This window comes from Rhizobium sp. PEPV16, from assembly GCF_008919455.1.
GTDB classification, from domain to species: domain Bacteria; phylum Pseudomonadota; class Alphaproteobacteria; order Rhizobiales; family Rhizobiaceae; genus Rhizobium; species Rhizobium leguminosarum_Q.
On sequence record NZ_VSZV01000268.1, the window covers coordinates 1 to 12,943 of the forward strand.

Genomic DNA, 12,943 nt, shown 5'->3' on the forward strand with positions numbered 1-12,943 from the left:
GCACGATAGCTGCCGGTGCGCGTTGGCGTCAGCGTGAGATAATTGGTCCGGCCCGGAATCATGTCCATCTTGCCGCCAAGCGCCGGAATCCAGAAGGAATGAATAACGTCGGTTGCTTTGAGAGAAAAAGTCGCCGGTCGGCCGACGGGCAGGCGAATTTCGTTGGCAGTCTCGAAAGCAGGCTGGTCGCCGACGGCCGGATAGCGAATGCGCCACCAGAACTGCTCTCCCGTCACTTCGATCGCCCCATCCTTTTCTGCAAGCGGGTTCCAAGGCCGTATCGCCGGCATCAGCCAGACTGCGTAGCCCAGCAAAAGCAGAAGGACGACAGTCGGAAAAGCAACGCCACCCCAGGCAATGAGCGCGGCGGCCTTCTCCGCCGGCCATGCTTGCCTTCGATGGCGGGCAGCGTGAAGGAACAGGAGGGTTACGCCGAGCCAAATCGAAATGCCGCCAATAACCATGACGACGAGCAGCCGATAGACCGCCTCCGATTCCTCGCCGGCGGGACTAAGCGCGGACTGCTGACCGCTGCAACCCGCAAGAACGAGTGCACTGAAAGGAATAAGACATCGCAGGATTATCGGTCTCCCTTTCCTCCAATGCTCAAGCTCTCCGATATGGAACGCGTATGTCCGGTGGCAAGTGGCTGATGCTTGTCGGGCGGCAACTGGCCGGTATGGCCGATGCTGTGATAGTTCCTTCCGTGAAAAAGCCAGCTCGGCCTTCTCGAAACCTGTCAGGGGGCGTGGGCGGGTCAATCGCGCTTCATGAAGTGTTTTCAACCAGGCGCGTGCCCCGGCTTCTCTCGTCCATACGATCGCCGGGAGAATAAAACGCGGTTGAGCCGCCGCATGCCATCAGCACGCCTGCAATCAGCGGAAGCCGAAGAAACTCAAAATCGCGAGCACGATAACGACAGCGCCGACAATCCAGATCAAATTGTTCATGGGAAACCGTTCTCCTGTTGAAGGTCGGGCCATTGTGACCCGATCACTTAACGGTGAGGCAGGGCTTGGAGTTCCCAATCACTTGCATCGCCGTATCATGCCGCCTCCGGCGAAATTTCCGCCTCTATGCCTTTCAATAGCTGCACGAGCGAGCATTGCCGGGTCTGAATCCGCCCGCGCATGCCGGGTTTATCGATGTATCCCGCTGATATTGAAAATCCTGGTGATCCTGCCTTGCAGGCGACGTGCAGGAAGACGTGAACGCGGACACACCGATCAGCACCGCCGCTACCAATGGAAAAAATCGGTTCATCTGAACGTCTCCTCACAAGCTTGTCATGGTCGCAATCTACCATGCCAACGCGAGCCTATACGAAAACTTCTGGCCCGCTAGATCACGCTCACCTGAACCGAAACATTCGCGCGATTGATCAATCAATCTATAATCGTGATGCGTCGTGGCCTCAGCCGATGATTAAATTCACGTAAGTCTAAGCTGATCGGGCTATTCCGTCGCTATGGAAGTAGTTTCGCGACGTTAATAGTCAAGCTGGCGCGATTTCGACTTGAACAGATTGCGGTTTTTGAGTAAAATTACACCATAAAAAAGTAATATAAATGGGAGGATACTATGTCGTCAACTCGGTTTGATCCGATTCTGCTTCATCGTCAACATTTCATCGATGAGGTCACGTGCCTCGATGAAATCTTCGATGTTCTGGACGGGTGGCCGGAGGACAAACGGGGTTTGGCATATGAAACGCTGTTGAAGGCGTGCAGAGATACGGCCAACGGGCGTTTCCCGCTGAGCGCTGCGCGCGAGAATTTCCGGCGCTTTCTGAAGATGTCGGGCGTGCTTGCCAAGGTCGAGGGTGGTCCCAGGTTCGACGGACTGATGAATCATCAAATTGGTAATGCTTAATCAGATATGGCTGTTGGGGGGGCCGCCTGCATGGCAGGCGAGGGCGCGCCGTGACATCAGTTGCGGCGCGTTCTGGTTTCGATATCTGCTGATCGGATGATCGCCTATTTCTTGGCCACAAAACGCCGCGGCAAGCCCTGCCAAGAGGCAGCCGCTATTTGGATGTCGGATCCAGCAGATATTAGTTTACGCCCGCACTCGCCCAGTCGCATCGAAAGACCAGCATAGGCTTCGAAAATCCCTTGAACCGTCGGCGCGTCGCGTGAGCGAAGAGATCGGCGGCGCCATATTCCCGAAAGATATTCTCCGAGACGAGGATCTGGTCGCTGGAGGCTGCCGCGCAGAGACGCGCGGCAAGTTGCACGGTCGAGCCGAAGAGGTCGTTGCTGTCCTCGACCGGCTCGCCGCAATCCACTCCGATGCGGATATGGATAGGCTCGGTGTTTCCGCCGTTGTAACGCTCGAATTCCCGCTGGATCGCCATGGCGCATGCGACCGCTGCCGTTGTCGCGGCGAAGGCCGCCATGATGCCGTCGCCGGTGTGTTTCACTTCTCGGCCTGAATTCTGGCTGAGGCATCTGCGCACGATAGCGTCATGGGCTCTGACCATTTCGGTCGCAATGCGGTCGCCGAGGCGCGATGTCATTGCTGTCGATCCGACGATGTCGGTAAAGAGGATTGCCCGGTGACCGGGATCGACGTCGCTGGACGACTGGCCAGGGGCCGGCTCAGGGTCATGAATTCGGCCAAGAAAAGCCTCGACCGCCGACAAGGCAACCTCGACGATCTCGCCGGCGACGAAGCCATGGGCCTCGCGATGCACACATTGCGCAGTCTCCGCATCCGGCGCATCCACGAGGCAAAAGGCGGTCCCGCGCCGCTGATCGAACCAGTAGGTCAGGAACTTGACGCCATACTTGTCCTGAATATCGAGATCCATGCGATGCGCCCGGGCAACGTCGGCAGCTGTGGTTCCTTCAAGAAAGTGCCGGTCCATGAAAATAGGCATCGCGCTCCTCCCAGATCCGCGTGCAGATAGATTTGGATTGTACGACCCGGATGAAACTCCGTCCACCTCTGGTACAATCCATTAATGATTAGAGAGCGTCCGGCGTCGGGCAAAGCATATGAGTTGCTGTAATTCTTATAGAGTATAAAAGGAAAGACTGAGACGTAATCAGCAGGCGCGGGACTGGGAGCCCGATATTTACCATAATCGCTCGCTTAAAGACTGATCGGAGGGCCCCAGTTCAAGCTCCGTGTTCTCAAACCGGGCCGGCTGCAGGGATCTGGAGTGGACGAAGGGGAGCGTCTACACTGCGAGCATCGCTGACCAAGATCAAATCCCGTGAAGCCGCACTTCGGCTGGTGACGCGGCCTACCAACGGCATGCAAATTGCATCGTACCCATAAGCTCCACCGAAATTGGGAAAAGCTGTAGCAAAGTGAAACAGACGGCACATTTTCGACCGGTTGGCTTGGCCTCAATGGGGCTCGGGCATTATGCCGTTATTAACTCTGTGTGGGACGCCGCGCGCACGCTCCTGCGCGATTGGCCGGTAGACGACGGCGAAGAATATTTCGAGGCCGTCAAGTCGTGCCTAGATGCGATTATCGGCGATCTCCCACCGGAACATGTGCGGGCGGCCTTCATCAGGGCGGCCCAGGAGGCGGGCATTGCCGTCATAGAAGCGGCGGACTGAATACTCTCCGCACTTCCACACCTATTCCTCAAAGCCATATCGACCCGACGCTTGACTTTTCCTGCCGAAGTTCTAACTTAGAACAAAACAGGAACATTGGAGATGATCATGACGCATACGGAACAGGTGATCGCCAACGCCCTCGCGCTTGTCGAAGCGTCCCGCGCAGCCCGCGAGCGGGATCAACAGCGGCGTGCCGCCTGGCAGAGAAAGGTCGAACTCAGCCGGCCGCTGCCGCCATTGCCGCGCCCCGTTCAATTGCCGTTGGCGCTGAACTGATGCAGCCGGCAAAAGCCTTGGAACCCCATCGGGCACGCCCCGCACAAACTGGACCTGGTCAAGCCTGGCCGGATCAAACCTGGCCCGATCAAGCCTGGGAAGTCGAAGCCGTGCTTGCCTGGCATGACGACAATGCCAAGGCGGCGATACGCTCGCTGCTCGATGACTGCAAACATCTCCGCCAGCAACTGGCACTGGCGGAAAGAGTGATGAGCCGCGGGATGGCCCGCGGATGGGCGCCGCGATACGAGCGCGACGCCCTCTGAAACTGAGGCGATCCGGACCCGGCAGGAGGCGTCAGCCGCCGGCAGCGCTCGTCTCCGGATCGATTGCGGGGAGCAGGCTGCGGGCGATGACGGCTCCGACCAGTGAGATCGCCACCACGGCGCCGATCCATTCGCCATACAAGCTCTGCCCGAGAATGACGCCGGCAAGGACCGGTGTGACGATGTCGGTGACGACGACAGGCGGCTGCGTTGCCCCCATGACGATGCCCTGGCGTTGCTGCGGGAGGTGCACGGAGAGCGCCGCGGCGACCGTCAGTGCAAAGAACGGCGAAGGCGAGGGGTGGCGATATCGGTTGCGGTTTCGGCCAAACATCCCTCATTCTCCATTCTTGTGGCGATCATTAAAAATGGAGGCCGGCGTCAGCCAGCCTCCATTGCGTCATGCCGGGCGCTCTTCGGCGGCGTTCGGCCGCCATTTGATGACCTTGCTTTCGACCACATCGAGAATCCTGTCGATGATCAGGACGAAGATCGCCAGGATGATGATACCGGCGAATACGCCGACAGCATCGAAGTTGCCTTCCGCCTGGGCGATGAGGTAGCCAAGTCCTGCCGACGCGCCGAGATATTCCCCAATGATCGCGCCGACCACTGCAAACCCTACCGAGGTGCGCAGTGACGACAGGATCCAGCTGGCAGCGGCGGGGAAGTAGACATGACGCAGCAGATCCGACCGCTTGGCACCGAGGATTTTCGCATTGGCAAGAACAACGGGATTGACTTCGCGCACACCCTGCATGGCATTGAAAAAGGTGATGAAGAAGACAAGCGTGACCGCTAGTGCCACTTTGGACCAGAGACCCAGGCCGAGCCAAAGAACGAAGATTGGCGCGAGAACGACGCGGGGAATGGCATTGAGTGCCTTGATGAACGGGTCGAGAATGCGCGCCGCGCTACGGCTGAGACCGAGCCAGACACCGGCGGCGACACCGAGACCCGTGCCGATGATGTAGCCGAGCACGGTCTCAGTCAGGGTGATCGAGATGTGCTTGTAGAAGCCCGGATCAACAACCCAGGTTATAATCTGGTTGAAGATATCAAGGGGCGCCGGGAAGAAGAAAACATCGATGACGCCGAGGGTGACGCCGAGCTGCCAGCCTCCAAGAATAAGAACCAGCAGACACAGCTGGATGATGCGTTCAGTCACGACGTTCATAGCTTTTCTCCACTTCGCCGCGCAGGCTCGCCCAGATATTGCGGTACAGATCCATAAAGCGGGGATCGAGTTTGATTTCCGCGACGTCGCGGGGGCGCTCGAGTTCCACCGGGAAGCTTTCGATGACCCGTGAACGAGGACCGGCTGCCAGAATTGCAACACGGTCGCCAAGGGCAATGGCTTCCTCCAGGTCATGCGTGATCATCACCACGGCCCTGCGCTCTTCCTGCCAAAGACGCAGCAGTTCGTTTTGCATGAGGTGCCGCGTGTGAATATCGAGGGCCGAAAAGGGCTCGTCCATCAGGATGACTTTGGGGCCGGCAATCAGGGCCTGCGCCATCTGGACACGCTTGCGCTGGCCACCGGAAAGCTGATGCGGATAGCGATGCTCGAACCCTTTAAGTCCGACCTTGGCAAGCCAGTTCATCGACCGCTCGCGCCGCTCTGCGCTCGGCACACCTTTGAATAGCAGTCCCAGTTCGACATTCTCGATCGATGTCTTCCAGGGCAGCAGGGCATCCTGCTGGAAAAGATAGCCGATATCGTTCTGGACACCTTTAACCGGAGCGCCGTCGATCGTCACCGTGCCGCTGGCAGGCCTCAGAAGACCGGCAATGGCGTTGAGCACGGTACTTTTGCCACAGCCCGTCGGGCCGACGATGGCGAGAAACTCGCCATCGGCAACTGTCAGGTTCACGTCCTGCACTGCGACATAGGAGCCGAATGACATCGTGACCGCGTCAATCGATACCATTGGCCTTTTATTGTGTTTGCCCGTTGGGACGGACATGGGTTTTACGACAGCCAATGCCATGGCCTCCTCCTAGAGTCAGTTGATGGTCTTGTCCGTGACCTTGTCCACGAAGGCGTTCGTGTAGGTTTTGGAAAGATCGATGGTCGCGGCAGCAACCTTTTCGTTGAAGCTTTTCAGGACGGCGAGCGGTGTCTGAGTGTCGGTCTCGCTGAACTTGCCGTCGACCGAGAAGATCGGTTTGGCATTTTCGACGGCCTTCACGTAGGTCTCCTTGTCGCCGGAGACGAATTCCTTCGGCAGTTTTTCGACGATCTCTTCGGCGCTGTGATTCTTCATCCACTCCAGGGCCTTAACGGTCGCATTGGTGACTTTCTGGATGGTTTCCGGGTTTTCGTCGATATAGGCCTGAGTCGCGTAGAGAACCGAGGTCGGGTAGATTCCGCCGTAGATCTCCTTCGCCCCCTCATCGCTGCGGGCGTCGATGAGGATCTTCCCGACACCCTTTGCTTCGATGAAGGTCGCGGCCGGATCATAGTTGACCAGAAGGTCGACCTTACCCTGTTCCAGCGCCGCAACGGCAGCCGACCCGGATCCGACGCCGATCAGCGACACGTCATCGGCCGATAGGTTGTGGCGCTGCAGATAATAGCGCACGAAGAAGTCTGATGATGAGCCAGGTGCGGTGATACCGATTTTCGCACCCTTGACCGTGTCAGGCTTGGCCGGATCGAAAGTGGTGTTCTTTCCACCGGCAAGCACGAGACCGGAATTGCGGGCCAGCTGCACGAAGCCGACAACGGCCTTGTTCTGCGACTGCATCTGGATGGTGTGGTCGTAGAAGCCGACGGCAATATCCGTGGAACCGGCAACGAGCGCCTGAAGGGTCTTGGAGCCGCCGGATGCAAAATTCTCGACGGTTACTTCCAAACCTTCCTTTTCATAAAGGCCGAGGCCGGCGGCCACGGGAAAGGGCAAGTTGTTGAGATTGTAGGATCCGACACTGATGCGGACCGGTTCGGCAAGCGCCGTTCCTGCAAAAGCAACGGTTGCCGCGAGCGCGAGCATGAGTTTACGCATGATATTCCTCCACTGATAAATTATGTGGCACCCTCCCGGTGGCCACTTCAAGTTACGCCGCGCGAACGATCCTGCCGAGCGGTTTTGCAAAGACCTGGCCCTCAAAGAGCCGCCGGGCCGTTCTCAGTATTCCCGCAACGGTCTTGCCGTCGCGGGTATCCAGTTTCACGTCCAGGCGACCGCTTGGATGTTCCAAAACAAGTGTAGTTGGTGGCGATTGCTTGCCGATCAGCGACGAGGCAATGGTGCCTTCGTTGATACAGGCGGTCGCGATACCCACGGCACCGGTTGTCGCGAGCGACGGGTGACATTGCAGCGGCATGAAATAGCGGACGCTCAGGTGTCCGCCATTTCTGGGTCTGCAGATCAACACCGGCTTCGGCGTCACCTGACTGCTGACATCGCCCATGCCCATGAGCCGGCCCGCTTCCAATCGCAGACGCTCAACGCGCTGCAACAATACGGCGTTGCCATTGAGTTCTGCTGCCGATTCATAACCGCTGATCCCAAATGCTTCGGCAGCGACGAGCATCATCGGCATTGCACAGTCGATACAGGTTACGTCGATGCCGTCGATTGTGTCGTGCGGATTGCCGGTCGGGAAAAGCGTGCCGGTGCGAGCGCCGGCAGCATCCATGAAAGTCAGGGCGATCGGGGCTGCCAATCCTGGGACGCCGTCAATCGCGGCGTCGCCGAGATAAGCGACCTGGCCATCCGGCGTTGGAACCTCGGCCTCAATCAGCTTGCCGGTGTTGACGTTATGAATTTTGACACGGGTGACTGGGCTTGTCGTCTTCACCAGACCAGCCTCAATGGCGAACGGTCCGACAGCTGCCAGCATGTTTCCGCAATTTGGCGAGGTGTCGACCAACTGCTGATCGATGCGGACCTGTGCAAAAAGATAATCGATATCCGCGCCTTCTACACTGGACGGTCCGACAATAGCAACTTTGCTCGTCACGGGATTGCCGCCACCGATCCCGTCGATCTGGAGAGGGTGCCCGGAACCCATGATGGATAGGAGTATCGCGTCCCGCTCGGCTTTGTCGCAAGGGAGATCCGACGACAGGAAGAACGGCCCCTTCGAGGTTCCGCCCCGCATGAGAACACAGGGTATGGAGATCAGGTCGTTCATCGTCGCTTCCACTACCAATGTGTTTTTCGTATCAATCGGCTTCGTTATTGCATTTTGGGGAAAGTTAATTAATTTGTGAAATGCGAATAATAGAAGGAATGATGCGTTGTGAGCATTAATTGCGAAATTTTGGATTTGCGGGCCTTTCTGGCGGTCGTGGAGTTGGAAAACTTCCACCGCTCGGCTGAACTGCTCAACCTGTCCCAACCGGCCCTCAGCCGACGAATTCAAAAGCTGGAACTCGCCATAGGCGCGCCGCTGCTTGAACGAACGACACGGCATGTTTCCACCACCGCTTTGGGGGCTGAACTCATCCCCTTGGTGAGACGCATGCTGGAAGAATTCGATACATCGCTTTTTGCGGTTCGCGATGCCGGATCACAGCGCAGCGGGCTCGTTACGATCGCGTGTCTGCCGACGGCCGCGTTTTATTTTCTTCCGACGGTCATCAAGCAGTTCAGTGTTGAATATCCCCACATCCGGTTTCGGATTCTCGACTTGCCGGCGACCGACGGTTTGCAAGCCGTTGCGCGAGGGGAAGTCGAGTTCGGTATCAATATTATGGGATTATCCGATCCCGACCTCGTCTTCGAGCGGCTGATCGAGGATCCGTTCGTTCTTGCGGCTCGCAATGACCATCCGTTAGCATTGAGAGATGAACTGGAATGGGGAGATCTAACACCCTATCAGCTTATCACGGTTCATCGTTCCAGCGGCAACCGAACGCTTCTCGACGCCGCATTGGCCAAATCCAACCTGAAATTGCGATGGTCCTATGAGGTGACCCATCTTTCGACGTCGCTCGGTCTTGTCGAAGCTGGATTGGGAATTTCCGTTCTGCCAAAGCTCGCGACCCCCCAGGAGGATCATCCGTTCCTAGTTACCAGACCAATCCGAAACCCGGAAATATCCCGTACAATCGGCATCGTCCGCCGCCGCGGAGGAACGCTGTCTCCGGCGGCCGAACGGTTTATGACGATGTTGATCGGAACCTGGGCTGGGAAAAAGCTCACTGGAAATCCTTGATTGCAAGTCGGGGTCAGCAGGACAGCTCCCACCGACACGCTACGGTAGAACGGTGAGATCCGGGCGGTCGCCTTGAAACCCGCGTCGACCGCTTCTCCGGCGCGCCGGCCATCGCGGCGATTTTTTCCGAAACCGGCTCCAGCAGCGCGTCTTTTCAGTCGCGCCGATGACGCCGCGGCGCATATCGCCTCGCTTCATGGCGTCGAGAAGATTGGTCGCCAGACCGAGCACGGCGGCGGCGACCGGGCGGCGCTCTTCCTCATAGCTGTCGAGCAGCGCGTCAGGGGCGCCGGCAGTGACCGCAGCCAGTTTCCATCCGAGATTATAGGCGACCTGAACGCTGGTATTCAGACCCTGTCCACCGGTCGGCGGATGCGTATGGGCGCCGCGATACCAGCGCGACGCCCTTTGAACGGCCGACCTTCGTCAAGGATGCCGAGCCGGTCAAATGACGGAGCTGGAACAGGTATCAGCCACCTGCCACCCTGATCTGCCCTCCATCCTGGGAAGCCGGCTTGCGGCCATCAGCATGTCCGCGCCGTGACTTTGGAACGGCAAGTTTGGTTCTGGCTAGTCGGCCGGCGTCACGCGGGTCCAGAAAGCGTTGAACACGACCGAATCGAAGAAGGCCGAGGCGCGGACGATACGGCCGTCGCGCATGTCGAGAAACCAGGCATAGGTGTTGGCGTAGGGCTCCCCGTCGCGAGCGATGCCGCGGGCGTCGAAAAAGACGATCACAGTGTCGCCGTCAACATAGACGTTGCGGATCGCGGGCTTCAGCGGCGCCTTCATGCGGGCGTTAAACGGGCGGATCACCTCGCGCAAGAATGCCTCGCGACTGGGATAGGTCTTCGATGCCAGCGAATAGCCCTCGATCGTCCAGCGGGCGTCGTCAGCGAGGAGGTCATAAGGACTGCCTGTGCCGGCCGCCCAAGCTTCGAATCCAGCCTCGACGGCTGCTTTGTTGCGGCGCTCGGTTTCGGTCAGCGCGTGCGGTGCGGCACGCACTTCCATCCCACCCAGAGCCAGTATGGTGGCGGCGATGCCGAGGGCAGCGTTGAAGATGCGGCGGACAAAGGGTGCCGGGCTGCGGACAGTTGCGGTTGCGATGATGGACATGGTTTCCTCCAAGGATCGGTTTGGTGGCGCGACACCGCTGGCCGGGTGTCACTTGCAGAGCTCGCCGCCAAAAATTCTGCTTAGATCTGGTTTTCCCAGGCTTTCAGCTGATGCTCCTTCAGCATGTCCTCGACGACCTTCGGAACCACGTTGCGGAACCTGCCGGTGTCGGCCGGGACGACGTCGATCATACGGTCGATCATTTCCTTCGGGTCCATCTTACCTTCGGGGGTGGCGAAGAAATCGTCGAAGCCCTTGCGCAGATCTGCGCGCTTGGTGAAGTTCTTGCTGTCGTCCAGCCAGCGGAACGGATTGTCGGCCATGGTCTCATTGTAGCCGGTGTAGTAGGCGCCCGGATTGATCGTCTGGATCTTGATGCCGTACGGGGCGAGTTCCTGCTGCAGCGCTTCGGCGATCGATTCCAAAGCGTGCTTGGTGGAGACATAGGTGCCCCAGTTGGCCGGAGTGAAGAGGCCGCCCATAGAGGACGTAAAAACAACCTTGCCCTTCTTGCGTTCGCGCACCCATTTCTGGACGACGCCCTGGGTCAGCACCAGCGGCAGGAAGACATTGACTTCGTAGTTCTTGCGAACGAGCTCGATCGGGATTTCCCAAACCGGACCGGCTTCGCCCATGCCGGCATTGTTCCAGAGCACGTCAAAGTCCCAGCCCTGCGCCTGCTTGATGTCATAGGCGTCGGTGAGGTCGAGACGCTCGACTCGAACGTTCTTCAGTCCGAGGGCGGAGACCTCCTCACGCAGCGGCGTGACCTGCGACGAAACCTGTGTGGTCGCGATAATGCTGTGGCCCTTCTTGGCCATGCCAATGGCGGCAGCCTTGCCGAAGCCGGAGCCTGCACCAGTGATCAAAATGGTCTTGGTCATGCGACATTCCTTTCGATACTTTAGGGTTGGTCAAAAGCAAGGGTTGGCACGTCACGCGACGGCTGCAGCGGCTGCCTGCGCGATTTCCAGATCCTGCGGAACCGCTCCGCCGGAAACGCCAACGGCGCCGATCACCGTGCCGTCGTGGGCAAAAAGCGAGATGCCACCGGGAAAGGGAGCCAGGCCGCCGTTGGATAATTCGAGGGCATGGGCGGGAGCGCCGGGCTTGCAATATTCCCAGACGGCCTCGCTTGTGGTTTGAAACAATACGGCCGTCCGGGCTTTGCCCATAGCAAGGTCGATCGAGCCGAGCACGGCGCCGTCCATTCGGCTGAACGCCTTGAGATGGGCTCCGGCGTCCAGGACCGTGATATTGACCGGCACGCCGATTTCTTTAGCCCGCGCCTCGCCTGCGGCGATGATCTTGCGCGCTTCGTCAATGGTAATCATCTCCCTGCCTCCTTTTTCGTTCGAGGATGAGTGCTCCCCGTTCGATGAGACAGGTGTAGGCCGGAAATGGTTTTGCGGTATTTTCAGCTCTTGCTGCGCTATGCGCAAATCTTGCGCTCCGGCGTGCGTGCACAAACGTCGAACTCTGTCCGACAGGCGGAAACCGCTAACCGGTGACGAGTGCGCGGTATTGGCCGGGCGTCAAGCCGGTCATCTTGCGGAAGACGCGCGTGAAATTCGCCTGCGAGCCGAAGCCGGTATCGAGCGCGATCTCCACGAGCGAGGATCCCGCAAGCCGCAGCTTTTCCTTGGCCGCCTCGATCCGTCGCTCGGTGACGTAGCGATGCGGGGTCAGGCCGGTGGCCTTGCGAAACATACGGGCAAAATGAAAGGGGCTAAGGCAGGCCTCGGCAGCAAGGTCATTCAGCGAGATCTCTGCGGCGATGCGGGCTTCGATGAAATCGAAGACGCGTTGCAGCCTTTTTGGATCGATGGTCGGGACCCGCACGGCAGGATGCCACCGACCAGACGAATAGGTGCCGAGCAGGTGCGCCACCAGCGCCATCTGAACGCCGTCGAGGAAGAGTCGATCGGTCGGCTCCAGGCTTCTGTTCAACAAACCGCGAAAGAGTTGGCCGATATGCAGCACCATGGGATCGGGGACGCCGCCCGCATAGGCGAGCTGCACCTTGGCCGGGTCGATGTCAAAGTTCGAAAGCGCGCTCTCACCGACGAGCGACGGCGGCAGGAAGATGTGCAGGGACTCGGGCATGGTGCCGATGATTTCTACATCGCTCTCATGGACACCCGCCGGACATATCCAGGCGACACCGGGGCGAGCGATGGCCTCCTGCCTGTGACCGTCACCGGTCCACCTGATCTTCGACTGACCCGAGAGCAGGACGGCTATTTCCGTGCATTCGAGTGTAAGGTCGACTTGCCAGCCCGGATCGAAACGCCTGAGCTCGACCTGCAGCGACGAGCATTCAACGAGCCCGCCCACTCGCTTGCTGGTCCGATACTTTCTGTCCCCTTGCGATTCCACGAAAGTCATGTCGCATCCACGCCGTGAAGATAGATATAAATTCGAATTGTTCAGTCTCGGCGGGTCAATCACGACCGCCACGCCACTGTCAATCTGCAATCATCCTTGATGTATTAAATGAATAGCTTCCAGGCGCGCCGCATTGCTGTCAGGAGC

Annotated in this window: 17 protein-coding genes and 1 pseudogene; 5 read left to right on the forward strand and 13 right to left on the reverse strand. The window is 58.7% G+C overall.

From position 1 onward, the window contains the following. Positions 1 to 761 (reverse strand): cytochrome c oxidase subunit II (locus FY112_RS37630; protein WP_246700651.1); only part of this gene is annotated, 761 nt, incomplete at its 3' end. A gap of 322 nt (positions 762 to 1,083) precedes the next feature. Further along, positions 1,084 to 1,263 carry a hypothetical protein gene (locus tag FY112_RS38580; RefSeq protein ID WP_026158675.1) on the reverse strand — a complete coding sequence of 60 codons (180 nt, stop codon included), beginning with the start codon at positions 1,261 to 1,263 and terminating at the stop codon, positions 1,084 to 1,086. A 318-nt stretch (positions 1,264 to 1,581) separates the two neighbouring features. Here FY112_RS38580 and FY112_RS11320 point away from each other — a divergent pair, with 318 nt between their 5' ends. Continuing rightward, positions 1,582 to 1,872 carry a DUF982 domain-containing protein gene (locus FY112_RS11320; protein WP_017960359.1) on the forward strand — a complete coding sequence of 97 codons (291 nt, stop codon included), beginning with the start codon at positions 1,582 to 1,584 and terminating at the stop codon, positions 1,870 to 1,872. Between the two features lie 181 nt (positions 1,873 to 2,053). On the opposite strand, the gene FY112_RS11325 is transcribed toward FY112_RS11320, so the two are convergent. Further along, positions 2,054 to 2,881: a nickel-binding protein gene (locus tag FY112_RS11325; RefSeq protein ID WP_026158676.1), complete on the reverse strand. Its 828-nt coding sequence runs from the start codon at positions 2,879 to 2,881 to the stop codon at positions 2,054 to 2,056. 436 nt (positions 2,882 to 3,317) lie between these two features. On the opposite strand from FY112_RS11325, the gene FY112_RS11330 reads away from it, so the two are divergent. The 3 genes from FY112_RS11330 to FY112_RS11340 all read left to right on the forward strand — a co-directional run bounded on the left by FY112_RS11330 (position 3,318) and on the right by FY112_RS11340 (position 4,120). After that, positions 3,318 to 3,575 carry a DUF982 domain-containing protein gene (locus FY112_RS11330; protein WP_003539480.1) on the forward strand — a complete coding sequence of 86 codons (258 nt, stop codon included), beginning with the start codon at positions 3,318 to 3,320 and terminating at the stop codon, positions 3,573 to 3,575. Positions 3,576 to 3,683: 108 nt separating this feature from the next. Next, on the forward strand, positions 3,684 to 3,854 hold the full coding sequence (locus FY112_RS11335) for a hypothetical protein (RefSeq protein WP_162039352.1): 171 nt from the start codon (positions 3,684 to 3,686) through the stop codon (positions 3,852 to 3,854). Continuing rightward, the gene (locus FY112_RS11340) at positions 3,854 to 4,120 is read left to right on the forward strand and encodes a hypothetical protein (protein ID WP_151518420.1); all 267 of its coding nucleotides are present in this window, start codon (positions 3,854 to 3,856) and stop codon (positions 4,118 to 4,120) included. The genes FY112_RS11335 and FY112_RS11340 overlap by 1 nt, the downstream gene beginning before the upstream one ends. A gap of 31 nt (positions 4,121 to 4,151) precedes the next feature. Here the strand turns inward: FY112_RS11340 and FY112_RS11345 are convergent, their stop codons facing one another. The 5 genes from FY112_RS11345 to FY112_RS11365 all read right to left on the reverse strand — a co-directional run bounded on the left by FY112_RS11345 (position 4,152) and on the right by FY112_RS11365 (position 8,263). Beyond that, the gene (locus tag FY112_RS11345; RefSeq protein WP_245516954.1) at positions 4,152 to 4,454 is read right to left on the reverse strand and encodes a hypothetical protein; all 303 of its coding nucleotides are present in this window, start codon (positions 4,452 to 4,454) and stop codon (positions 4,152 to 4,154) included. 66 nt (positions 4,455 to 4,520) lie between these two features. Then, complete coding sequence (locus tag FY112_RS11350; protein ID WP_094086037.1) at positions 4,521 to 5,297, reverse strand: ABC transporter permease; 777 nt, start codon at positions 5,295 to 5,297, stop codon at positions 4,521 to 4,523. Beyond that, positions 5,281 to 6,111: an ABC transporter ATP-binding protein gene (locus FY112_RS11355; RefSeq protein ID WP_094086036.1), complete on the reverse strand. Its 831-nt coding sequence runs from the start codon at positions 6,109 to 6,111 to the stop codon at positions 5,281 to 5,283. Before FY112_RS11355 ends, FY112_RS11350 begins: the two co-directional genes overlap by 17 nt. A 15-nt stretch (positions 6,112 to 6,126) precedes the next feature. Then, positions 6,127 to 7,128 carry an ABC transporter substrate-binding protein gene (locus FY112_RS11360; protein ID WP_151518421.1) on the reverse strand — a complete coding sequence of 334 codons (1,002 nt, stop codon included), beginning with the start codon at positions 7,126 to 7,128 and terminating at the stop codon, positions 6,127 to 6,129. Between the two features lie 52 nt (positions 7,129 to 7,180). Beyond that, positions 7,181 to 8,263 carry a 4-oxalomesaconate tautomerase gene (locus FY112_RS11365; protein ID WP_094086034.1) on the reverse strand — a complete coding sequence of 361 codons (1,083 nt, stop codon included), beginning with the start codon at positions 8,261 to 8,263 and terminating at the stop codon, positions 7,181 to 7,183. 108 nt (positions 8,264 to 8,371) lie between these two features. Here FY112_RS11365 and FY112_RS11370 point away from each other — a divergent pair, with 108 nt between their 5' ends. Further along, positions 8,372 to 9,289 (forward strand): LysR family transcriptional regulator, encoded by a 918-nt coding sequence (locus FY112_RS11370; RefSeq protein ID WP_026158678.1) that lies wholly within the window; start codon positions 8,372 to 8,374, stop codon positions 9,287 to 9,289. A 171-nt stretch (positions 9,290 to 9,460) separates the two neighbouring features. Here FY112_RS11370 and FY112_RS11375 read toward each other — a convergent pair. From FY112_RS11375 to FY112_RS11395, 5 genes and pseudogenes are all read right to left on the reverse strand, one after another. After that, positions 9,461 to 9,673, reverse strand: a pseudogene (locus tag FY112_RS11375) (FAD-dependent monooxygenase); the annotation flags it as partial. A gap of 186 nt (positions 9,674 to 9,859) precedes the next feature. Beyond that, on the reverse strand, positions 9,860 to 10,408 hold the full coding sequence (locus FY112_RS11380; protein ID WP_017960367.1) for a nuclear transport factor 2 family protein: 549 nt from the start codon (positions 10,406 to 10,408) through the stop codon (positions 9,860 to 9,862). Between the two features lie 80 nt (positions 10,409 to 10,488). Beyond that, complete coding sequence (locus FY112_RS11385; protein WP_017960368.1) at positions 10,489 to 11,292, reverse strand: SDR family oxidoreductase; 804 nt, start codon at positions 11,290 to 11,292, stop codon at positions 10,489 to 10,491. A gap of 51 nt (positions 11,293 to 11,343) precedes the next feature. After that, positions 11,344 to 11,742, reverse strand: a complete 399-nt coding sequence (locus FY112_RS11390; RefSeq protein WP_017960369.1) for a heme-binding protein — start codon at positions 11,740 to 11,742, stop codon at positions 11,344 to 11,346. 166 nt (positions 11,743 to 11,908) lie between these two features. Next, positions 11,909 to 12,796 (reverse strand): AraC family transcriptional regulator, encoded by an 888-nt coding sequence (locus FY112_RS11395; RefSeq protein ID WP_131622615.1) that lies wholly within the window; start codon positions 12,794 to 12,796, stop codon positions 11,909 to 11,911. Between the last annotated feature and the right edge of the window lie 147 nt (positions 12,797 to 12,943).